This window comes from Myxococcales bacterium (assembly GCA_016703425.1).
Taxonomy (GTDB): Bacteria; Myxococcota_A; Polyangia; order Polyangiales; family Polyangiaceae; genus JADJCA01.
Genome location: JADJCA010000008.1, coordinates 467969 through 490345 on the forward strand (window position 1 = coordinate 467969; position 22377 = coordinate 490345).

The 22377-nt window shown below is 67.3% G+C and carries 21 protein-coding genes; 7 read left to right on the top strand and 14 right to left on the bottom strand.

All coding sequences use genetic code 11. The features are described 5' to 3' along the window. Window positions 1–267 precede the first annotated feature (267 nt). Window positions 268–2415 (top strand): M13 family metallopeptidase, encoded by a 2148-nt coding sequence (locus tag IPG50_17025; GenBank protein ID MBK6693888.1) that lies wholly within the window; start codon window positions 268–270, stop codon window positions 2413–2415. A gap of 49 nt (window positions 2416–2464) precedes the next feature. After that, the gene (locus tag IPG50_17030; protein MBK6693889.1) at window positions 2465–3430 is read left to right on the top strand and encodes an aldo/keto reductase; all 966 of its coding nucleotides are present in this window, start codon (window positions 2465–2467) and stop codon (window positions 3428–3430) included. Window positions 3431–3463: 33 nt separating this feature from the next. Here the strand turns inward: IPG50_17030 and IPG50_17035 are convergent, their stop codons facing one another. Continuing rightward, on the bottom strand, window positions 3464–4573 hold the full coding sequence (locus IPG50_17035; GenBank protein ID MBK6693890.1) for a hypothetical protein: 1110 nt from the start codon (window positions 4571–4573) through the stop codon (window positions 3464–3466). Window positions 4574–4724: 151 nt separating this feature from the next. Here IPG50_17035 and IPG50_17040 point away from each other — a divergent pair, with 151 nt between their 5' ends. Both IPG50_17040 and IPG50_17045 read left to right on the top strand, forming a co-directional pair. Continuing rightward, window positions 4725–6194, top strand: a complete 1470-nt coding sequence (locus tag IPG50_17040) for an FAD-dependent oxidoreductase (GenBank protein ID MBK6693891.1) — start codon at window positions 4725–4727, stop codon at window positions 6192–6194. Then, window positions 6191–7882, top strand: coding sequence for a HAMP domain-containing histidine kinase (locus IPG50_17045; GenBank protein ID MBK6693892.1), 1692 nt, complete (start codon window positions 6191–6193; stop codon window positions 7880–7882). Before IPG50_17040 ends, IPG50_17045 begins: the two co-directional genes overlap by 4 nt. Here the strand turns inward: IPG50_17045 and proB are convergent. The 3 genes from proB to IPG50_17060 are packed head-to-tail and all read right to left on the bottom strand — an operon-like array spanning window position 7872 to window position 10565. After that, window positions 7872–8963 carry a glutamate 5-kinase gene (proB, locus tag IPG50_17050; GenBank protein MBK6693893.1) on the bottom strand — a complete coding sequence of 364 codons (1092 nt, stop codon included), beginning with the start codon at window positions 8961–8963 and terminating at the stop codon, window positions 7872–7874. The genes IPG50_17045 and proB overlap by 11 nt on opposite strands. Next, window positions 8960–9604 (bottom strand): hypothetical protein, encoded by a 645-nt coding sequence (locus tag IPG50_17055; GenBank protein ID MBK6693894.1) that lies wholly within the window; start codon window positions 9602–9604, stop codon window positions 8960–8962. The genes proB and IPG50_17055 overlap by 4 nt, the downstream gene beginning before the upstream one ends. A 13-nt stretch (window positions 9605–9617) precedes the next feature. Beyond that, complete coding sequence (locus tag IPG50_17060) at window positions 9618–10565, bottom strand: hypothetical protein (protein ID MBK6693895.1); 948 nt, start codon at window positions 10563–10565, stop codon at window positions 9618–9620. A 152-nt stretch (window positions 10566–10717) separates the two neighbouring features. Between IPG50_17060 and IPG50_17065 the strand changes: the two genes are divergently transcribed. Together IPG50_17065 and IPG50_17070 are read left to right on the top strand one after the other, a co-directional pair. Continuing rightward, window positions 10718–11671 (top strand): cation diffusion facilitator family transporter, encoded by a 954-nt coding sequence (locus IPG50_17065; GenBank protein MBK6693896.1) that lies wholly within the window; start codon window positions 10718–10720, stop codon window positions 11669–11671. A gap of 54 nt (window positions 11672–11725) precedes the next feature. Further along, window positions 11726–12922, top strand: coding sequence for a hydroxyacid dehydrogenase (locus tag IPG50_17070; protein MBK6693897.1), 1197 nt, complete (start codon window positions 11726–11728; stop codon window positions 12920–12922). 170 nt (window positions 12923–13092) lie between these two features. Here IPG50_17070 and IPG50_17075 read toward each other — a convergent pair whose 3' ends face one another. Genes IPG50_17075 through IPG50_17090 form a run of 4 tightly spaced genes read right to left on the bottom strand, consistent with a single transcriptional unit; the run spans window position 13093 to window position 14327 of the window. Beyond that, the gene (locus tag IPG50_17075) at window positions 13093–13650 is read right to left on the bottom strand and encodes a hypothetical protein (protein MBK6693898.1); all 558 of its coding nucleotides are present in this window, start codon (window positions 13648–13650) and stop codon (window positions 13093–13095) included. Window positions 13651–13659: 9 nt separating this feature from the next. Then, window positions 13660–13860, bottom strand: a complete 201-nt coding sequence (locus tag IPG50_17080) for a hypothetical protein (protein MBK6693899.1) — start codon at window positions 13858–13860, stop codon at window positions 13660–13662. A gap of 24 nt (window positions 13861–13884) precedes the next feature. Continuing rightward, window positions 13885–14136 (bottom strand): hypothetical protein, encoded by a 252-nt coding sequence (locus IPG50_17085; GenBank protein MBK6693900.1) that lies wholly within the window; start codon window positions 14134–14136, stop codon window positions 13885–13887. Then, window positions 14133–14327 carry a hypothetical protein gene (locus tag IPG50_17090; GenBank protein ID MBK6693901.1) on the bottom strand — a complete coding sequence of 65 codons (195 nt, stop codon included), beginning with the start codon at window positions 14325–14327 and terminating at the stop codon, window positions 14133–14135. The genes IPG50_17085 and IPG50_17090 overlap by 4 nt, the downstream gene beginning before the upstream one ends. Window positions 14328–15377: 1050 nt before the next feature. Here IPG50_17090 and IPG50_17095 point away from each other — a divergent pair. Next, window positions 15378–15596 (top strand): hypothetical protein, encoded by a 219-nt coding sequence (locus IPG50_17095; protein ID MBK6693902.1) that lies wholly within the window; start codon window positions 15378–15380, stop codon window positions 15594–15596. A gap of 924 nt (window positions 15597–16520) precedes the next feature. On the opposite strand, the gene IPG50_17100 is transcribed toward IPG50_17095, so the two are convergent. From IPG50_17100 to IPG50_17125, 6 genes are all read right to left on the bottom strand, one after another. After that, complete coding sequence (locus tag IPG50_17100; protein MBK6693903.1) at window positions 16521–16844, bottom strand: hypothetical protein; 324 nt, start codon at window positions 16842–16844, stop codon at window positions 16521–16523. Window positions 16845–16855: 11 nt separating this feature from the next. Then, window positions 16856–17098: a hypothetical protein gene (locus tag IPG50_17105; protein ID MBK6693904.1), complete on the bottom strand. Its 243-nt coding sequence runs from the start codon at window positions 17096–17098 to the stop codon at window positions 16856–16858. A 796-nt stretch (window positions 17099–17894) separates the two neighbouring features. Then, complete coding sequence (locus tag IPG50_17110) at window positions 17895–18425, bottom strand: hypothetical protein (protein MBK6693905.1); 531 nt, start codon at window positions 18423–18425, stop codon at window positions 17895–17897. 446 nt (window positions 18426–18871) lie between these two features. Beyond that, window positions 18872–19288 (bottom strand): hypothetical protein, encoded by a 417-nt coding sequence (locus IPG50_17115; protein ID MBK6693906.1) that lies wholly within the window; start codon window positions 19286–19288, stop codon window positions 18872–18874. After that, window positions 19285–19908, bottom strand: a complete 624-nt coding sequence (locus tag IPG50_17120) for a ParB N-terminal domain-containing protein (protein MBK6693907.1) — start codon at window positions 19906–19908, stop codon at window positions 19285–19287. Before IPG50_17120 ends, IPG50_17115 begins: the two co-directional genes overlap by 4 nt. Then, window positions 19820–22303 (bottom strand): RHS repeat protein, encoded by a 2484-nt coding sequence (locus IPG50_17125; GenBank protein ID MBK6693908.1) that lies wholly within the window; start codon window positions 22301–22303, stop codon window positions 19820–19822. Before IPG50_17125 ends, IPG50_17120 begins: the two co-directional genes overlap by 89 nt. Window positions 22304–22377: the final 74 nt, after the last annotated feature.

Consider the following 22377-nt stretch of genomic DNA (forward strand, 5'->3'; position numbering starts at 1 on the left):
CGGGTCCGTTCCCTGTCCCATGTGTCGGTGCTGGAGCCGGGCCTGTCGTGGGCGCGGTCACCTGTTTCGCCCTTGCTCGTGCGTTCGCGGCACGGTGAAGGGTCACCGCGCAAACCTTGCCCTCCAAACATTGCCCCTTGCGAGTCTGGTCGTCAAAGTCGCGCGCAAGGCGGAAGTAGCCGTTGCCCCGTCGACGGGCACATCCTTGAGTTCGAATCCTCGTCACCGCTGTCGCAAACGGGCGCCTTCCGCGGTACTCCTTCGGCCATGCGCGCCCTTTCGCTGATCCTCACGTCGACGCTCTCGCTCGCTCCCCTCCTCGCCGCGGCCTGCGCCGGCGAGCCCCCGCCGCCGGCCGTTCCCGGTCCCACGACGGCGCTGCCGGGTCCCGTCAATCCGCTCACGTCGAGCGCGGACGCCGGCGCCGCCAAGGCGAAGCCGCCCGCTGTGGACGACGCGGCGCTCGATCGAAGCGTTGAGCCGTGCAACGACTTCTACGCGTTCGCCTGCGGCGGCTGGATGAAGAAGACGCCGATCCCCGACGACCAAGCGACCTGGATGCGAAGCTTCAGCGTCATCACGGAGCAGAATCAGATCGTCCTCCGCGACGTCCTCGAAGGCTTCGCGAGCTTGGCGCCCTCCACCGACGCGTACGCGAAAGAGCTCGGCGATCTCTACGCCGGCTGCATGGATGAAGCCGCCGTCGAGAAGCGCGGCATCGAGCCCCTGGCGCCGGCCTTCGCCAAGATCGATGGCGTCAAGAACGCCGACTCGCTCGCCAAGGCGCTCGCCTGGCTCCACCAGAACGGCATCTCGGCGCTCTTCACGCTCGAGGCCGAACAAGACCTGAAGGACTCGACGCAGTTCATCGCGGGCGTCTGGCAAGGCGGCCTGGGCCTTCCCGATCGCGACTATTACCTCGATGCGAAGCGCAAGGAGCTCGTCGTCAAATACGAGGACCACGTCGCGCGCATGTTCGTGCTCGGCGGCGAGAAGGAGGCGACGGCGAAAAAGAGCGCCAAGACTGTGGTCGCCTTCGAGAAGCGGCTCGCGGAAGCCTCCATGAAGCGCGTCATGCTTCGGAGCCCCGAGAACGTCTACCACCCGACCGATCTCGCGGGCCTCGGCAAACAAGCCGGCGCGTTCCCCTGGAAGACCTACTTCGCCGAGCTCGGCATCGACGCCGCCGTCGCCAAGAAGCTCAACCTCGCGCAACCTGACTTCGCGAAGGCCGTGGCCCGCGTCGCGACGGACGCGGCGGGCGCAGGCGCGGCCGGTAGCGGCGGCGCGCTGCGCACGTACCTCAAGTGGCAGGTGCTCCACTCGTCGGCCAAGCGCCTCCCGGCCAAGTTCGTCGACGAAGACATGGTCCTCTCGCAGGTGCTCACGGGGACGGCGAAGCTTCAGCCCCGCTGGAAGCGCTGCGTTCGCGCCGCCGACGTCGCCATGGGCGAAGCCCTCGCGCGCCCCTTCGTGAAGCGAACCCTCGGCGACGCCGGCAAGGCCGACGCGCTCCGCATGATCGGCCTCATCGAGAAGATGATGGACGGAAACCTCGACAAGCTCTCGTGGATGGACGCGACGACGAAGACGCGGGCCAAGGAGAAGCTCCACAAGATCGCCAACAAAATCGGCTTTCCCGACACGTGGCGCAAATACGACGGCCTCACCATCGCGCGCGGCGAGCACTACGAGAACATGTCCCGCGCCAACACCTTCGAGATGAAGCGGCGCCTCGCCAAGATCGGCAAGCCGCTCGACCGCAACGAGTGGCTCATGACGCCGCCCGAGGTCAACGCCTACTACGACTCGTCGATGAACGAGATGGTCTTCCCCGCGGGCATCCTTCAGCCGCCGTTTTATTCGAGCGCGTTTCCGCCGGCGGTCAACTTCGGCGCCATCGGCATGGTCATGGGCCACGAGCTCACCCACGGCTTCGACGACGAGGGTCGCAAGTTCGATGGCGCCGGCAACGTCACCGATTGGTGGACGCCGGCCTCGAGCAGCGAGTTCAAGCGCCGCGCCGAGTGCGTCGACAAGCAGTACTCGGACTACGTGGCCATCGACGACCTCAAGGTCGACGGCAAGCTCACGATGGGCGAAAACATCGCCGACTTGGGCGGCATGAAGCTCGCGTACCTCGCGTGGAAGAGCTCCGGCGGCGAGAGCGCGCCTTCGGCTCAGGCGAGCGGCATGAGCGCCGATCAGCAGTTCTTCCTCGGCTACGCGCAGGGCTGGTGCGGCAACGTCCGCCCCGAGGCCGCGAAGCGCCGCGCCACCGACGACTACCACTCGCCGCCCAAGTGGCGCGTCAACGGCGTCGTCTCGAACATGCCCGAGTTCAGCAAGGCGTTCGCGTGCAAAGACGGCGCACCGATGGCCCGCGGCGAAGGCAAGCGCTGCGAAGTGTGGTGACCGACGCCTCGCGCCTCGCATTCACACGGATCACCTGAGGGACCTCTCCATGTACACACGCCTCGGCCGCACGGGCCTCAAAGTCAGCCGCCTTTGCCTCGGCACCATGAACTTCGGTCCCCACACGACGGAGCCCGACAGCTTCGCCATCATGGATCGGGCCCTCGAGTTCGGGCTCAACTTCTTCGACACCGCCAACGTCTACGGATGGAAGAAGGGCGAAGGCGTCACCGAGCAGATCGTCGGCCGCTGGTTCGACCAAGGCGGCGCTCGTCGCGACAAGGTCGTCTTGGCGACGAAGGTCTTCGGCACCATGGGCGATTGGCCCAACGAGTCGCGGCTCTCGGCGCTTCACATCGTTCGCGCGTGCGAGGCGTCGCTCAAGCGGCTCAAGACCGACCGCATCGATCTTTACCAGATGCACCACGTCGACCGAGACGCGCCGTGGGAGGAGATCTGGCAGGCGATGGAGACCTTGGTCACGCAAGGCAAGATCGTCTACGTCGGCTCGTCCAACTTCGCCGGATGGCACCTCGCGCAAGCGCAAGAAGCCGCGAAGGCGCGTCACTTCTTGGGGCTCGTCTCGGAGCAGAGCCTCTACAACCTCATCGATCGAACCATCGAGCTCGAGGTCATTCCTGCGTGCCTCGCCTACGGGCTCGCGCTCATTCCGTGGAGTCCGCTCAAGGGCGGCGTGCTCGGCGGCGCGAAGAAGCTCGCCGAAGGGCGGCGCACCGGCGATCTGCAACAGCGCACGCTCACGAAGCACAAGGTGGCGCTCGAGAAGTTCGACGCGCTCGCCGAGAAGCTCGGCCATTCGCCGGCCGACGTGGCCTTGGCCTGGGTGCTGAAAAACCCCGCCGTCACCTCGCCCATCGTGGGCCCGCGAACGATGGCGCACCTCGAAGGCGCCATGAAGGCGCTCGAGGTCAAGCTCTCAGACGAGACCATGAAGGAGCTCGACGCTCTCTTCCCCGGGCCCGGCGGGGCCGCGCCCGAGGCCTACGCCTGGTAAAGCGCGCGAGGCGCGCGCCGTCGACGCGCGTCGTTACAGACTCATGATCCACGCGGAGACGGCCGCGGCGCCCGCGTCGTCGGTGAGCCTCGTCGCGAGCGGCGGCATCTGCTCCACCGTCCCGCGTTGGGTCATGCGGTGAAAGACGGCGCTCGCGGCGGGATTTTTCGGCACGACGCGCGTCTTGAGGGTCGGGTGAAGCCACTTGTCGAGACCGACGTTGACCATCGAGGTGACGGGCCCCGGCGTCGCGGCGCGCGAGTCGGCGACCGTCAAGCGCAAGACCATCTTGGTCTCGTCGAAGGCAAAACCCGCAGGCTGATGGCAATGGCCGCAGTTCGCATGAAGGGCACCGAGCGCCGCGGCCGTGACGGCGTTGCCAGGTACGGGGAAGTCGATGCCCGCGTCGCCGGCGTCGGCGGCTGCGTCAGCCCCGGCGTCGGGTAGAACGGAGAAGGTTCCCGCCGCAGCGAGCGACTTAAAGGTCGGCGCTGCGCCGCCCTTCGAGAGCTGCACCGCCGAGAAGCCGAGGATGAAGCCCGGCTCGCTGCCGTGGCACGCGTTGCACTGCGCCTGCGAGGGCACGTCGTGGCGGATGCCGCCAGCGTCGGCCAGGGCGTCGGGAAGCCCGTCGGGCCGGAAGTCCGCGTCGCTCTCGTCGCTCCGCCAGACGAAGGCGCCGAAGCGGTAGTCGGTGCCGATCTGACCGGTCGTCGCGAGCCGTTCGATGATGCGGGTCTCGACGCGCTTTCCGGCGAAGGCGAACTCCTTAAAGAACTTCGTGCCGACGGGAAACTGCCAATGGTCCATGTTCGAGGTGTCGATGACGGCCCCCGCAGGCAGCACGATCCAGCGCCTCTTGACGGAGCCGTCGGACCAGAGCGGGTGCGCCGGTGAAAACTCGACGGCGCCGGCAGCGACAACCTTCGCGGCGATGTCTTGGTAGAGACCAGCCTGCGACAAGGTCGGAGCGGCGGGCCCGACGTCGGCTCCTGCGTCCGTCGGCGGCGACGCTTCGAGCCCGGCGTCGCCGCTCAGCGTGGCGTCCGGCGGACCTTCCTCGATGGGCGTCACGGCGAGGTCGCTCGCGGAATCGCACGCACCAAGCAAAGCGAGGACCAACACTCCTAGGCGAACATGCACGAGGCGATTCTACTGCATGGTTGGGGGAGCGGCGCGCGGCCGCGCACGACGTGCGCCTTTAGGCGCGTCCAGCCCCACCCTCCGGCCCACGCGAGGGCGCGGCGAATCGTCGCAAACTGCAACAAAACGCCGCTAAGCTGACGAGTCACCTATGAGCCGAGTCGTGGTGGTTGGGGGCGGGCTTTCGGGCATGATTTCCGCGCGCGAGATCGCGCGGCGAGGGCACTCGGTGCTCCTCCTCGAGGCTTCCAAGCGACTCGGTGGCAAGGCCGGCGCCGACGTTAAAGACGGACGCATCGTCGAGCACGGTTACCACGTCTTCCCCGCCTGGTACCCCAACGTCCGCGCGCTCCTCTCGGAGCTCGGCGTCACACTCACCGACTTCGATCGCTACCACTACCTCGATCGGGGGAAATTCCCTGAGGTCATCACGGTGCGAGGCCCCGCGAGCGTCTCGGCGGTGCTTCACGACACCTTCAATGGCCTCTTGCCCTGGTACGAGCAGGTCCTCTTTGCGTACTTCACGCTCGACATGGTGGGGCGTTCCCTCTCGGAGAAGCGCCTCCTCGATCGCGTGAGCACCATCGGGCTCATGCGCCAGGCCTGGTACATGACCGAGCGCGTCGCCGAGCTGAACCAGGAGAACATGCTCAAGGCGTCGGCGATCCCCGCCTACGACATGAGCGCGATGACGGCGAAACGCATCGGCGGCTTCTGGCTCCGGCAAGCGTCACCCTTCTTGTCGGTGCTCCCCGGCGATCTTCAGTCGACGTTCATCGATCCGCTGGCGAAGACCGTCACCGACGCCGGCGTCGAGGTTCGCCTCGAGCAGCGCGTCAAGTCCGTGGAGGTCGACGGCGGCTCGCTCGTCACGCGTGTCGTGCTCGAAGACGGCACCTCGATCACGGCCGACGCGTTCATCTTGGCGACCCCGCTGGAGGTGACGCGCGCCTTCGTAGACGGCGACGTCTATCGCCTCGATCCGTCGCTCGGCGACATCAACGATCTCGAGATGCGGCCCATGGCCGCGATGCAAGTGAAGCTGCGCTCGACGTTGCCCAACGTGCCTCGCGAGCACGTATTTCTCCACGGTGGCCGCTATGGCCTCTCGTTCATCGACGCGGCGCAGGCGTGGCCCAATCAGCCCACGACGAACCTGTGCTTCATCGCCAGCAACTACGTCCCGCTCATGAACGTCGACGACGACGCTGCCAAAGACGCCCTGATGGGCGAGATCCGCGAGTACTTGCCGATCCCCGACACGCTCATCGACGCCATCGATCTCAACTCGAACGTCGCCTCTCAGCTCTTCATCAACACCATCGGCGCGTGGCCCGATCGGCCCGCCGCCACCACCAAGATCGCGAACCTCTTCGTCTGCGGCGATTACGCGCAGAACTCCATCGACCTCGCGTGCATGGAGGGGGCGGTGTCGAGCGCGTTGCTCACCGCCGCGGCGCTCGTGCGTCGCTACGGCGGCCCGCCGGTGCCGGAGCCTAAGGTCCCTCCGACCTTTCCGCGCCCTCTGCTCTTGGCGCTCAAGGCGGCCCTCGCACCGGGCGTCGCCTTGGCCAGCGGCTTGGCGCGCGCGCGTGACCTGCTCCGTGGAACGCCACCATGAACGGTGAAAGGGGGAACGGGGACAGGGGCAACGGTGACAGGGCGAACGGCGAGCGCGGGGACGGCGACGGGACCGAAAACCGAAGCGACATTGGTGGGCGCCTCCTGGCCGCCATGTTCGACTACGGCACCTACCGGCTGGGCCCGGACACGTCTCGCCGCGTGTTCACCGAGGCGGCCGCGAGCACACGAACCACGTTGGAGGCGGCGACCGATCTCCGCGGCTGGGTCTCGCTCGCCACGTTCCACGCCGTCGCCGACGGCTACCGGCCGCTCCTCGGTGAGAGCTTCGTCCGCGACACGTTCACGTGGGCCGTCCCGGTGCGCAGAGATTTCTCGGCGATGAGCATGAGCGCGCTCATGTCGCCGGCCTTGATGTACCGATTTCTCGATCGGGCGCGGAGCTTCTTCGCGCACCACCTCCTCTTTGAGGTCACGCCCGTCAGCGCAGGCCACGTCGACGTCACGCTGCGCTACCGCAAGGATGTCCCGCGGCGGCGCGACTCCTGCGACGTCGGCTGGGGCGTGCTGCTGTCGATCCCTCTTCTGTTCGATCGACCGGCGGCCATCGTCACGGAGGTCGCGTGTTACGCGCACGGCGCCGACGCGTGCTCGTATCGGGTGCGCTTCGAGCCCCAGCCGGCCTTCGGCCTACACGGCCTCGCTGCCGGCGCCGCTGTGTCGCTCGCAGGGTTGGCCGTTTGGCCCAGCTCGCTATGGGCGCTCGCGCCAGCCATCGGGCTCTGGGCCGGGCGTGAGCTTGGCACCGCCGCGCAACGACGGCACATGGGACGCGTGACGGAGGACCACCGCCGCCTCCTCGAGGAGAACGAGCGCGAGTTCAAGCTCCGCTACGACGCCTTGGCGAGGCTCAACGAACAGCTCGAGCTGCGAGTCCAGGAGCGCACGCAGCAGATCGAAGACTCGATGGTCGAGCTCCAGAAGCAGAACGCCAGCATGCGCGAGACCATCGACGCGATGGAAGCGCTCCGCGCCGGCATCGTCGACGCCGGCGTTCGCCGCCTCTCACCGTCGGTGCAGGAGTTCGCTCACGAGATCAAGAACCCCATGACGACGGTCGTCTCGAACCTCGACTACCTGGCGGAGACGGCCGATGACCCGGCCCGCGTCGCCATCACCGACCTGTCGCAGGCGGCGCGCGAGGCGCGCGTGGGCATCGAGCGGATTCGTGGTGTGCTGGCGTGGTTCTTGGAGATCAACCAAGAGAGCGCCGTGGCTCCGTACGACATCGAGGCCGAGCTCGAAAGCATGGCGATGCTCCATGCCACCTCGCCCAACAGCCGACACGTCCAGCTCGACCTTCGCTTCGGCAACGTGGGCGCCGTCGACGGTCACGGCAAGCAGCTGACGCAGGTCTTCTCGAACCTGCTCTTGAACGCCGCGCAAGCCATGGGCGCAGGGCGGCTCATCGTCGAGACTCACCTAAACGGCGACAGCGCCGCGGTTGTCTTCCGAGACACGGGCCCAGGCATCGACCCGGCGATCGTCGAGACGCTCTTCGAGCGAGGCATCACCACCAAGACGGGCACCGGCTCAGGCCTCGGCCTCTACATCTCGCGCGCCATCGTGGTGCGGCACGGCGGCACCATCGAGGCCACGCGCGACGAGGAAACGGGCGGGGCCCGCTTCACCGTGCGCTTGCCGCGCCAGCGGGTGGCTACGACGTAACGTCCCAAACGACGAGGTCGTCGCGGTGGACGAGCTCGGAGGCGCCGTCGGCGCTTCCGTGACCCGCGCGGCGCACGGCGTCGGCGGCGCCCACGCACGCGAGGCCGCGGCCGAGCTCCTTGCCGGCGCCGTCGAGGAGGCGGACCGCGTCGCCCTCGGCGAAATCACCGCGCACGCCGAGGACGCCGACGAAGAGGACGCTCTTCTTCTTCTCACGCACGGCGACGGCGGCGCCGACGTCGAGGATGACGTCACCGCGGGGCCGCAGCGTGAAGGCGATCCAATGACGACGGGCCGAGAGCCGGTTTTTGGCCGCGAGAAAATGCGTGCCGACGTCCTTGCCGGCGAGCACGTCATCGAGGATGCCGGGGGCTCGCGCGTCGGCCACGACGACCTCCGCGCCGGCGAGCGTCGCGCGCCGCGCCGCCTCGATCTTGCTCGCCATGCCTCCGGTCCCGACGTCGGAGCCTCCGGCGCGGACGAGCGATTGCGCGACGGAGGCGTCGGTGACCGTCGCCACGCGTCGTCCGCTCGCGTCGAGCAAGCCTTCGACGTCGGAGAGGAGCACGAGGAGATCGGCGTCGACCAACGGCGCGACCATCGCCGCGAGCTGGTCGTTGTCGCCAAACTTGATCTCCTCGACGGAGACCGAGTCATTCTCGTTGAGGACCGGCACGCAGTGGGCCTCGAGCAGGGCCCCCAGCGCGCCGCGCGCGTTGTTGGCGCGGGTCCGGTCGGCGAGATCAGCGTGGGTGAGGAGCACTTGGGCCACGCGAAGACCGCGGGCAGCAAACGACTCTTCGTAGGCGCGCATGAGCAAGCTCTGGCCCGCGGCGGCGGCCGCCTGCAATCGCGCCATCTCTTTGGGGCGCGCTCGATACCCGAGCTTCTTGTAGCCGAGGGCGATAGCCCCGCTGGACACCAAGACCAGACTTCGGCCCTTCTTTTGCGCCTTCTCGAAGCTCTGGGCGATGCGACCGTAGACCTCGCTGTCGCTCGCGAGGGTCTTGGAGCCGATCTTCACCACGACGCGACGAGCCGCGGCGACGGCGGCGCGCGGTTGACCGTCTCGCGCGGTCACGGCGTCTCTCGCCTGACGGCGGCGTCGAAGGCCGCGTCGAGGCGGCGAACCGCCATGTCGGGGAGGCCCGCGATGGCGATGACGACGCCGTCGACGACCTGGGTAACCCCATCGCGAAGGTCCTCTCCGCGGGCCACGTGCTCTCGGGGCACGGCCAGGTCCGAACGAAGCACGTCCACGAGGGTGCGGTCGATGAGCCGCTTGACCTTCTTGGCCTCGTCGACGTCCATGCGCGTCGCGCGCTCGCTGCGATGACGGGCCAGATAGCGCCCGAGCAGGTGGCCGAGGGCGAAGGTCGTGATGGCCGTGCGCACGGGAGGCAGAAAGCCGAGCGGCGTGAAGCGCCGAAGCCACCGCGACGCCACAAAACGAGCGGCCTGCCCAAGAGGACCTTTGAGCAGATCGGTCTCCGGCTCCGACAAGAGAGCGCGTGCCTCCTCTGTGAGGGTCACGCCGGCGCGGGTGCACAGGTCGTGGGCCAAGGCGCCGCGGACGCGCCGCGCCAGCGTGTCGGGCAAGAACGGGAGCGCGAAGACGCCCGAGAGGGCGCCGAGCGCCGTGTAGACGCCCATGCGGCCGCCGCCGGCCTCCTTGGCGCGCACGATGTCCGTGTCTTCCGTGCCTTTGGTGAGCGGATCCATCGGCGTCAGTCTCTCACGAAAATACGCCGGAAATGGGACGCATCGCGAAAACGATGGCGCCCGCGGTGCCGGCCGCGACAAATACGTCCGACGACGCAGCGGTCCCCAAGTCGACGGTGAACTGCGGCATGCCCGCTCCAACGTCTTGGGAGACGTGCTGGGAGATGGCGTGCTGGGAGATGGCGTGCTCGGTGACGGCGGGCCCCGAGACGGTTGGCTCCGAGACGACGCAGCCGATGCCGCGTGCTTGGAGCGCCTCACGAAAGGCGTCGACGTTTCCCGTCGCCGACACGGCAAATCGCCTCGAGCGGGCGGCGACGGCGCCCGGCGCGCCACGGAACACGACGTCGCCCTCGTGCAGGAGGATGACCTCCGACGCCATCGTCGCGAGCGCTCCGCCGGCGAGGGTGCGGCCCGCGAAGGCGATGAATGAGCGGCCTTGGAGCGCGCGCGCCACCGCCGCGTCGAAGGCATCGACGAGCTCCGGCTCGAGATCGACGAGCGGATCGGTCATGAGCACCGTGGCGCCTTCCGGCAAGAGCGCCGCCGCGAGCACCGTCGCGCGCCGAACGATCGCCGACTGCCGACGCAAAGGCGCCTTGAGGGCTGCGGCTTCGAGGCCGAGCGACAAGAGGGCGCGCTCGCCTTGCGCTTGCGCCGCAGCTTTTGGCGTACCGCCGAGCCGCGCGCTCCACACGACGTATTCGAGCGGCGTCATGGATAGCGGCAGCGGCGCCGAGAAGGCCGCCGCCGTGGCGAGGCCGCGGGCCAACGCCTCGCGAGGAGCGCACCCGGCCACGCGAAGGGTGCCGCGCTGAAGTGGAAGCGCACCGATGCTGGCAAGGAAGAGCTCGTAGGGCGCCCCCGAGACGAGCGCGCGCGGGGCCTCCACCTCGAAGCTGAGCCCATCGATGCACGGGCCCGTCGAGGCGTCGACCCGCACGTCGATCAGGGAAAACATGGATCCCCTCATAAGCGCACCGCGACGCGGCGAGAAGCGGCGATGCGGCGGTCGCTCGACGGTCGCCGATTTCCCGTCGTTTCGCCTGACGCCATCCTGTAGCCTCGGGGCGCGAAATGGCTCACGGCGGTGGAGATCCGAAAAAAGTCGTCATGGCCGCCCTCGTCGGCAACCTCATCATCGCCATCGCAAAGTTCGGCGCTGCGTGGGTTTCCGGGAGCATCACGATGCTCGCCGAGGGCGTCCACTCGGTGGCGGACACCTCCAACCAGGGCCTCTTGCTCGTGGGCATGGCGCTCTCGGCGCGCAAGGACCCGCTTCGCTTCCCGTTGGGCCGCACGAAGGAGTCCTACTTCTGGGCCTTCATCGTCTCGCTCTTGCTCTTCTTCGTAGGCGGCGTCTTCGCCATCTACGAAGGGGTGCACAAGCTTCAGATGGGCAGCTCCGGCGAGAAGCACTCGCTGCTCGTGCCCGTCGTCGTGCTGGTCGTTTCGCTCGCCGCCGAGGGCGGCAGCTTTCTCGTCGCGTTCAAGGAGTTCAACAAGTCGCGCGGAGGCAAGCCCTTCTTTAGTGCGCTCTTTGGCGGCAAGGATCCCACGATCCCGCTCGTGCTCCTCGAGGACACGGGCGCCATGGCGGGCCTCGTCATCGCGCTCGTGGCCATCGTCCTCGCCTGGCTGACGGGCAACGAGGCCATCGACGCCGTCGGGTCCATCGTGATTGGCGTGCTCCTCTGCACCATCGGCCTCGTGCTCGCGAAAGACACGCACAGCCTCCTCATCGGCGAAGGCGTGGGCGAAGAGATGCGAAGCGACATCCGCGACCTCGCACGCAAGGTGAAGGGCGTGCTCGATGTCACGCAGCTTCTCTCGATGCACTTGGGCCCCAAGAGCGTGCTCTTGGCGCTGAAGGTGCGCTTCGAGCCGACCATGACCTTGGCGGAGGTCGAGGACTGCACCAACAGGCTCGAAGAGACCCTCGTGGCCGCCCACCCGGACTTGACGCGCATCTTCGTCGAGCCCGATTCGCACTACGACCCGGAGAAGGACCCGGAGTACGCGGCGGCCATCGTGCGCGGATCGGCGCTACCGACCGAGTCCGGCTAGTCGCCAGTTCGCGGGCCCGTGCTTCTGACAAGTTCTGACAGACGGAGAAGACTCATGCAGCTCGTCGTCGCCGACGCCTTTCCCGAACTCTTCCTCGCAGACTTCCACGACATGGGCTTGGAGGTCGACTACCGCCCCGACGTGAAGGCAGAAGAGCTCGGCCTCGCCTTGGCGAAGGCGAACATCGTCGTCGTGCGAAGCAAGAAGGTGAGCCGCGCCGCCATCGAGGGGGCCTCGCGCCTCGAGCTCATCTTGCGCGCCGGCGCCGGCGTCGACACCATCGACGTCGCCGCGGCCAGCGAGCGCGGGATCTACGTGGCCAACTGCCCCGGCAAAAACAGCGTCGCCGTCGCCGAGCTTGCCATGGGGCTCATGTTGTCGGTCGACCGGCGCATCCCCGACGGCACGCGCGACCTTGCCGCGGGCAAGTGGAACAAGAAGGAATACTCCAAGGCCGCGGGGCTCAAGGGGCGCACGCTCGGCATCGCGGGCTTCGGCGCCATCGGCAAAGAAGTGGCGCGACGCGCCTTGGGCTTCGAGATGAACGTGCTCGCATGGTCGTTGGGCCTCACGGAAGACGAAGCAAGGCGCGAAGGCGCTTCGGTCGTCTCGTCGTTGTGGGAGCTCGCGGAGCGCTCTGACGTCGTGAGCGTGCACATGCCGCAGACGAGCGAGACCAAGGGCATGTTCGGCGATGCCTTCTTCGCTCGCATGAAGGCCGGCGCGACCTTCATCAACACGAGCCGCGGAAGTCTCCACGACACGGCGGCCCTCTTGCGCGCGATGAAGGAGCGCGGCATCAAGGCCGCGCTCGACGTCTTCGAGAACGAGCCGGCCGGCGGCACCGCCGACTTCGACCACGAGCTGTGCAAGGTGCCGGGATTCGTGGGCACCCATCACATCGGGGCCAGCACCGAGCAAGCGCAACACGCCATCGCCGCCGAGGCGGTCCGCATCTGCCGCACCTTCGTCACCACGGGGCACGTGCCCCACGTCGTCAACATCGAGCGAACCTCACCGGCGAAGGTGCAGCTCATCGTTCGTCACTTGGACAAGGTCGGCGTGCTGGCGTCGGTGCTCGGCGTCATCAAGCAATACGGGCTCAACGTCGAGGAGATGTCGAACACGATCTTCGCCGGGGCCAAGGCCGCCGTCGCGACGATCCGCCTAGGCGGCGACGCGCCGACCGAACTTCTCACGGCCATCCTTGGCCTGGAGGAAGTGCTCGACGCGTCGGTGAAGCATCTCTGAACCCCGTTCGCCCCGTACACGGGAACGCGCCCGTGCCCGTGGACGATCTCCTCGAGATCTCGCCGCCGGTCGTGCTCTACGACTCGCCTTCCCCGCGCTTCTCGTGATTGAGCTCAGAACGCAAAGGTTGGCGCAGGTCTTGGCGTACTGCCCCTCGCTTGCGCGCCTTGTCACCCTTCTGCGAAGACCTCCGTGACGGTCGCCGCTGTGGCCGCTTTGCGGATCCAGCGCGTGAGCGCAGCGTCGTCGGTGCAGGCGCGGATCGTGTCTTCTTCCGCGGCAGAAACCGCGAGGCCACGGGCATCGAGGATCGCGAGCAGGGCCGCGACGCGCGCCGAGCGGGCGCCCTCCGCGAGGCCTTCCTCGCGCCCCTTCGCTTGGTGCTTCTTCGCGAAGTCGCTCTTGAATTCGTACTTTCGGATGTCCATTTGCTCCTCCAGCGCGACCTTCGCAGCAGCGCCCACCGCTCCCAGAATTACGTCGGAATATAGCATCTGCGAATCGCTCGCCAACGTCGCCACAGCCTTCAGGGCCGAGAGTGCGATGCGCGCTCCTTCGGGCTCCTTGCCGTGCGCCAAGACGGAGCACGGCGGCACCGCGACGCCGAGGAGGCGCAAGACCTCCGCCGCCAAGAGAGGCCGCGTCTGGAACAGCGAGAGCAGCACCTCGTGCTCAAACGAGACCATGCAACACTCTTCGGCAGGATCGCCGGAGAAGTTGCGTCGCACCGTTACCTTTTAGCCAGCGCCGCCGCTCCCCGCGCCGGCCGGTGTCGGGGTCGTAGACCACGCCCCGAAGCCAAAGAAACTCTTCCTCACGGCCGGCGCGCCGGGCAGCTCCTTCCCACACTCGTCGTGCTCGTTCGCGTCTGGCACGTAGCCACTCGTCGCGTAGACGAAGCGTCGGAGCACTGCGCCCGCGTTGTCGAGCACCGCCACGATGCGCGCAGGGGACCCGCGTCACTACGGACGGTAGATCACGCGCTCCACGTAGAGCGTCGTCGGGCTGCGGCGCACGCGGACGTATGTTCGCGTGCGGGGGATCAAGAGTCGAAACTGGTCCGCGCCGGATTGACTCGGCACGTGAAGGACGAAGCCAATCCCGTGCGCCGCGTACCGTGCAACGGCAGCGTCTACGATCGCCGCGAGGTTCCAATCGGGCAAGGCCAAGAGATCCGTCTCGGCCGCCGCCGCCCAGACGACCTGGACGCTCATTCGCTTTCTTGTCGTCTGCGCATGCCTTCGATGGTGGCGCGGATTTGCTCGGGCGTGCGCACACGACCAGCGGCGATGTCGTCGCGAGCCTCCGCCACCAGGCGCCGCTCCTCCTCCGTCTCGGGCTCTCCGATAGGAGCGTCATCGAAAGCGGCCTGCACGGGGTCGACGGGCGTCGTCTTCGCGGTCATAGCGGAAAGGCTAGCACCGGCCGGGTCGTAGGGCTTTGGCCTCGCCGTCCGGCGTCTCTCTCTCGAGGGAAGCGGAGCACGCGCTCGCGGATGCCTAGGCAGCCTGCCAGTTCCGACGCCGTCAGGCTCGACAGTTTGTGCGCCTCCTCGGTGTCGCGGTACGCGCGTACCGCGCCGGACACGGGGACGACAACGGTCGCGCGGACGGCGCCGGTTGGTGGCTTCCAAGCCTGGAACAGCGACAGCAGCACCTCATGCTCAAACGAGACCATGAATCAGCCTTCGGCAGGACCGCCGGAGAAGTTGCGTCGCACCGTTACCTTTTGGCCAGCGCGGCCGCTCCCCGCGCCGGCCGGGGCGCGTTCCTCTGCGACGACGCACCTTCGCGCGCGGGCCAGCAGCCTTGCGTCACCGAGGCCGACGTCTCCGTGACGGCGGGGAGCGTCTCTTTGTCGGGAGGCGAAGCTTCGTTGGCCGAAGGGTGACCTCCCTCGTCGCGGGGCGACCTTTTCGTTCGCGGAGGCAGCACTGCCGCTCGCAAAGACGACCCTCGCGCGCAAAAGAACAAGCGCGCGTCGCGGTGCGCACGGCTCCGTGACGGCGCGACGAGCTCGCCTCTCGAGGGCGTTCGCTTGCCTCGCGGCAACCACGCGGTTCGGCTCGGAAATTCCGCCTCCGTTTTTCGTCCCTCGAGGCTCACGTCGGAGACGCACGGCGTCGTGCTCCAAAGCCCAAGCTTCGTGCACGCGCGCCCATGCGGGCATTTCACCACGCGAGCGTGCGCCGACGCGCATGAAGGTGATCCCGCGAACAACGAGACCCACGTGACGACGGCGCAAAGGATTCCGCCGGTTTGCGAAGGTCTCCCCGCCGACAACGAAGCATGGCACTCCGAGCGTGAAGGCGCCGCCGTCGTGCGCGGAGTGTCCCGGTTCGAGAACGAGGCGCGCACGCGCGGACGGAAGGCTCTCCGCGGAACAAGAAGGACTGGCCTCTCGAAAACGAAGCGCGCCCCATGCGCGACACGGTCGCCCCTCCAGCAAGGTCGGCTTGACGATCGTTTACGAGACCTCGGCGGCCGCGGCGAAGGCTTCACCTTCGGCGAGTCGTGCGTTTCGTTTCGCGACGAAGGCTTCGGCGGGCGACGCGCATGCCTCCGCCCCGGACACGGAAGACACGGAAGCGAAGCGGAAGCGCTCGCTCTCGGATTTTCACCTCGCGCTCGGGCAACGAGGCATCGGCGTCTCGCTGCTGCCCGCCGCCTATTAAAGGAGGGGCTCGCCGATGCGCCTCGGGGCACCGCCGCTCCCCTTTCGCAAGCGTTTGAGAGGACGGGTTGAGACGGCGAGTTGAGACGAGTCGCGAGAGACTCGAGACGGACGGCGCGCGTTGAGACGGAAGCGCTGCAAGTGCGCGAGACCTCGTTGCGAACGGATGGAGAGGCGCTGCAGAGCAGTCGGGCAGCTCTGCGGAGCAGTCGGATCGTCGTGCAGAGCCGTCAGGAGGGCCTGCAGAGCAGAAGGTAGCCGCTCCGCCGGGCCGAGAAGGCGCGCGGACCGGAGCGAAGGCGCTGCGCATGGCGTGAGCAGCTCTGCGCGGCCGAGTGCAGACCCCGCGCCGCTCGCGCGAAGGTCTGCGCAGGAACGTGATGGGCGCCCGCCGAGATGGGTGGCATCGCGGATGCCGGCAGAAGCCTCGCGTCAGCAGCGGGAAGCCGTGTTGCAGCGGTCGCTGGGCATGCGCCAGGCCAAGAAGGCGTGTTTCAGAATCGGGAAGGTCCGCGCACGTCGCGAGGACCTTCGCGCCGCTCGGGATCGCCTAAGCGCCGGTGGCGCAGAGGGTCCGAAAACCGGCGCAGAGGATCGCGAGAGTGGCGCGAAGGATCACGAGAGTGGCGCAGACCGCCGGAAATCGGCGCAGAGGATCGGGAAAGTGAAACGGACCTTCCGACGATCGGCGCAGGGGACGGCTCTGTTGCCACAGACCTTGCGAAAGCGGCGGAGCGCTCCGGCGAATTGGCGCATGGGATCGCCGAATCGGCGCAGAGGCGCGCTCGCCGGCGGAGAGCTTCGGAAAAGTGGCGCGTGGCTCTCGGCGCTGGCACGCGACCTCACCGATCGGGCGCGGAGCTTCGGCCGCCGGCGCTCGGCAAGCGCGACACCGCGCGCACCTCTGCGATCGAACAGCAGACCCTCATGAGCGGCCGATGTTTCTCAAGCTGCGCTCGGCCATCAAGCGACATCGAAAGCCGCTTGCACGGGGTCCGCCGGCGTCGTCCTCGTCGCGTCGGTCGAGGAGCTCGACTACGCGGGGTCCCTCGCAACATGGCCTCGAAGCGCGCGAGCTGTTTCGCCGCCTGATTCGGTGCAGCCCCGACGTGATCTCCATCGCCGTGATGACCGAGATCGTGAAGGCCCCACGCGCCGTCTGGTAAGCGAGCGCGCGAGCCGCGACGGTAGCGTCGCGCTGCTTGAAGATCTCCGAGAAGATGTCGGTGTCGAGGAGAACGCGATCCACGGTGCCATTCCCTACGGCATCGGTCGCAGGCGACTCTCCCCGCGGATGTCGCGGACGTGGTCCATGATCTCGTCCACGAGTTCGGGCTCATCCTTGAAGAGACCGATCGGACTAGGAGGACACTCCTTGGCCCCGTCTCCGGCGTCAGCCAGGAGAACGATCAGCTCGGCAGGCCCCACGGGAACTTCGTCGGGAAGCCGAACCGTGTGGTCCGCTCCCACGTCCACGTTAATTTTGAGCGCCTTCAGCGACATCGCTCTCCCACCTTAGCAGATCCTCCGCCCGCGGCTGGGCGGCACGTGGGTCGACCGGTGTCGTCTTCGCGGTCATAGCGAAAGGCTAGCAGCGGTCGGGTCGTAGGCCTTTAGCCTCGCATTCCAACGTCTCTCTCTCGAGGGAAGCGCACGCGCTCACGGATATTGGTACGCGATCGGCACCGTCGTCGCTCCGGTGATCGCCGCCGGCACCTGCGTCGGCAGGACCGCCGGAGAAGTTGCGTCGCACGACTACCTTTTGGCCACCGCCGCGCCCCGCGCCGGCCGGGGCGCGTTCCCCTGCGACGACGCACCTTCGCGCGCGGGCGAGCACCCTTGCGTCACCGAGGCCGACGTCTCCGTGACGGCGGGGAGCGTCTCTTTGTCGGGAGGCCAAGCTTCGTTGGCTGGCTGCCTGGCCTCTGCCTAGTAGGTCCCTATTAAAGGAGGGGCTCGCCGATGCACCTCAAGGCGACGCCGCGGCCACGTTGCACGACGCGCAAGCGTGCCAGCTGCGCGGAGCGAGCGCCGATTGTCCGCGCCGCCGTCGCTCAGGGTTTCCTGGCATCGAAAGGGCAGGATGCGCCCATCGAGCGGCGCCGCCGACGCGCTAACCGGAGTCCTGGGCTATCAGCTGGGAACTCGCGTCCGTGGGCGCGCCGGGCGTGGCCTCCGCCACGAGCGAACCAGCATCCCCTTCGTCGACTGCCTCAAGCGCGAGTTTCGCCACCGCAGGCGGAAAGCCGGATGAGCAAGAACGCGATCGCTACCGTCAGCGACTGGGGAAAGCCCGCCACTAGCCACGCTCCCTAAGCATTTTCCTTGGCGCTTCGAACGCTTCGACGACGCCAACTCCCGTCCTCGCGACACTCTCGACGTGGCAACACCAACCGGTCCGGAATGCCTCGACTAAGTCCCCGACCGGCAACGAATTCGGCAGGTCGCGCTTGTTGAGTTGGAATACGACCGGAAGTTCGTCCAACGCGATTCCCACATGCGCCATATCTCGCCGGAGTAGGTCGAGGTGCTCGCGATTGGCTTCGAGGCGCTCGACTTGAGAGTCCACCACGTAGAGCACCGCGGCCGTGCCACGTAACAGCTCGATCTCAGCGGCGAGTTGAGAATCGCTTGGGTCTACGTGGTCGTTGACGACCATAGACCTCCTGCGCGAGACGAAGGCTTCTGTGAGATCGCCACGCCACTCGACGAGGTGCACGTCGGCACCGATCTGCCAGGCGTCTTTCCCCTGCCCTGAAAGGCGCAGGACATGGCCGAGCGAGGTGGTCCGACCGCCAAGTGCGGGCCCCGCGTACGCAACGCGCATCATCTCGACACAATAGCTCCGTCGACCATCATGAGTGCCGACGACGACGCAGCGTCGAACTCACCGCCCCGTTCGAGCGCGACCTCTCCACCGCAGGCGCACATGCGGGCGCCGGCAAGCCCAACCGTCACTACGGCAACGGCCCTCAGTCCGCGCCTCTCTGCCCGCACCGTGCGAGAGCGGGCGGCACTCACCTTGAAGTTCGCCCCGGCAACTCGGTGCCCCAGCCTGGATCAAAGGGCGCATGCTTCTTGGTCAACTCGTCGAACTCTTCTGCATTTGCGTCGATCTGTGCGCGCAGGTCAGTCCCGCAATACGGGCAAAACCGGATCGGCAAGCGAGCGCTCCGCCGCCGAGTTGCTACGCGTACCGCGAGCTGGGTAGCGACCGTCATGCTGCATCCTTCGGTGCGGCACGGCCGGGAGAAGGCGCCCTCGGATGACTGCTCTTCATGACCCAGCCAAATATCGTAGATGCGGCGACGGTGGCAGTCCGGGTGCGATGACGACCCCCGCGGCCGAGAGTCGTTCCAGGGCTTCCTCGATCTCCTCCCGGCTCAGTTCACCAAAGTCGTCGAGCTGGCTCGCCAGTCGCGACAGGCGCCATGCGTCGAAGCCGCCGACGCGCTCAATAGGACCAAAGTCAAAGTCGAGCGTGTAGTCGGGCGTTTCCACCGTGCAACCGACGCCGTGGAAGAAGTATTCGACGCCGTTGGGCAGGACGCCCGAGCGCGGGATGAGTCGCGAGTTGGCCGCCATGAGCAAGTCGGACTGTCCAAGAGCATTGCGCAGATCGGCAACGTGCTCGCTCACCAATGCCGCGTACCGCCTGATCAAGGCCAGGACCCTATTGTCCTCGTTTGTCATCGCCCAAATGCCTCGCTTGCTGCCATGAGCACGTCGTCGGCGCTGGCGTATCCGAACGAGCCAAGCTCGGAAACTGGAATCGATTCGTATGGCACCTCGGGTAGCCGTGCCTGGCGAGCGGCTGCGAGCCGGTGATGTCCATCGAGCACATACTTCGTCCCGTTGTGCTCAAAGACCTTGATGGGCGGGCCGTTCCAGCCGCTAGCATTCATGCTGCGCTCGATCTTCGCAACATTCCGCGATGACGCGCCCCCTGACAGGCCGTGCAGCCGATGGAACGAGAACGGGCTTGCCTTGCCACCTCCGCCCGCGCCACAGACCCCGCCGAGTTCCTGCATACCAAGTGGTGTCCCGACTCCGCCAGCGCCGGCGCGCGCCGCAGAAGCCCCGGCACCGAGACCGCGCAGGCCGAGCACGTTGCCCATCGCGCCAAGCACATCGAGCGTCGATACGTCCGAATCGGACGAGAGACTCATGCCCATCCCGATCACGAGGCCAACGGCTACGACGATCGCGACCGGATTCTTCCCGTCAACATCGATGTAGTTGATGGGATCGTTGTCCGAGTACCCATAGAGGTTCCAACCGCCGCCGAAACGAATCGGATCCCCGTCGTCCACCTCCCGACCGCAGGGTCGTAGTCTCGCGCGCCGAAGCGCACGAGCCCCGTGTCGGGGTTGTACACGCCGCCCGCGAAGCCAAAGAGGCTCTTTCTGACGGCCGGAGCGCCCGGCAGCTCCTTCCCCACTCGTCGTACTCGTACTTCTCCGCAACGAGCCCCGCGGGGTCAATGAGCTGCCGCACGCTGCCGCGCTCGTCTTTCACCACGAGGTAGAGCGTCCCCGCCGAGCCCTCGAGAATCGCGTCCGGCACATGGCCGCTCGTCGCGTAGACGAAGCGCCGCAGCACCACGCCTGCGTTGTCGAGCACCGCGGCGATGCGCGAGCCATCCCAGAGGTACCGCTCGCTCACGCCGTTCTTCGTGCGCTTCACGCGCCGGCCGAGGCCGTCGACCTCATACGTGATGACCGTTCCCGCCGCATCCACGCTCACGAGCTGCCCTTGCGGGTCGTACGTCAGTGTTTGCGCCGGCGTGCTGCGCGTCTTGCGCTCACCGTTGGCGTCATACGTGAACGTCACCCCGGTTCCGAACCCCGTCTGCCGATCGTGAAGGTCGTAGGCGTACGCCTGGTCCGTGCGGTTCCCGTTCGAGTCGTACGTGTATGTTGCAATGATCGGCGACGTCACGAGCAGGCCGTTGCGCACTCGCCACAGCCGGCCAGCCGTGTCGTATTCGTAGTACCGATCGGTCGTCGTCGTCTCGTTCACCTCGTGGCGCGTCTGAACCCGCCCAAGGCCGTCCCTCGTCAGGTCCACCGAGTACTTGGACGTTGCTCCAAACTTCGCCTCGAGCTTTTGCGGCTCGCCGTACGACGGCGTCGCCGGGTAGGTCACCGTGTACGTCCGCCCTCCCGACGCCGTCAGGCCCGCCAGTTGACCGCTTTGGAAGCCTCCGACGAGACCCGTCCGCGTGATGCCCACGCCGCCCGTCCCCGTGAGAAGCCCCGTCGCTGAGTCCCATGTCGACGCGATGGGCACCGCGCCGCCGATGGTGCGCGTCTTCACGCGCATGAACCCATCGTATTGGTACGCAATCGGCACCGTCGTCGCTCCAGTGATCGCCGTCGACACCTGCGTCACTAGACCGCTCGTGTACGTCGTCGTCGCCGTCGACGTCACAGACCCGCCGACCTTGCTCGTGAGCACGCTCGGACGACCCATCCCGTCGTAGGTGATCTCCGCCGTCCGCGCCGCCACAGACCCCGTGGCGCTGTGACCGAGGCCCTTCACGCGCCCCGCTTCGTCGTAGCTCACGAACGTGGTCCGCGCTGGCAAGCTCGCCGGCTGCGGCAAGAACATGCCCATCGGCGCCTTGTCCTTGTCCCATCCGTGCGTCGCCACGCGAGGCACCGTCGCCCCGATGTCAGGCGCCGTGTACGCCGTGAGCAAGCCCGCCGCGTCGACCCCAAAGACGTGCGCGGGGCGCTGTTCCGCAACGGCGCTCGATTGCTTCGTCCCCGGCGGCGTCACAGTGAATTGACGACCCGCGAAGTTGTAACCAAGGTCCACCACACGGCTACCAGGCAGCGTCATCGACTTCGGACGACCCACGCCGTCACGGGAGGTGACGTTCGTGATGATCGCTCCGGGGTTTACCGTGACGGTCGTCGGGTACCCCGTGACCGCGTCGTACGCGAAGGTCGTCGAGCGGCCCGATTGGGTCACGGTCGAGAGGCGCCCCTCGGTGTCGTAAGCCATCACGACGTCGTGAAGCCCTGGCACTTGCACCGCGGTGACGCGCCCCGCGCCGTCGAATACCGTTGCGCGCTTGAGCGTGCCTCGCGTGACGCTCAACGTCGGCGCCGTTTGAATGTTCGTGAGCGCCTCGATTTGCGTCAGTGACTTTACATCCGGTGCGCCTCCGCCTGCGACATCGGTGCCCGCAGAGCCGTTGAAGGTCACGGTGTCTGTCACGGAGGTTGTCGACGTGAGAGCCGGCGACACCCAACCGGCGGCGCGCACGCGCGTCTCGGTCAAGCTGACCGTCGCGGCGGCGTCTACGCCCCCGTCGCCGATTTGGTTGAGCGTGACGACGCTCGACGCGTACGGCGCCGACAAGCCCAGCCGCGGATCGGCCGCCACCGTCGTAGTCACCGTCGTGCGGTCAGGTGTCGTGACGACGCTCGTGCCGCTGGCCTTGCGCTCGCTCACCGTGATGAGGCCGTCTTCGCCAGTCGTCGAAATGCGCTCGGTGACATCGCCCAAGGCGGCGCCACGTTCAATGTGGCGAATCATCGTGCGGCCCAAGGGGCTCTTGCGTCGCACGAAGCGGCCGCCGGTAGACGAAGAGACGCCCTGAAGCGTGATCGCCCGCTCATCGCCCGACGCGTAGACATTCGAGTCGCTCACGAGCCGCCCCGAGAAGTCGTAGAGGAACTTGTGCGGCGTGCCCAACGGGTCGATGAGCTGCGTGAGGAGCCAGTTGCCGCTTAGCTATTCGACGGGAGCCTCGGGGATCGTGGACGACA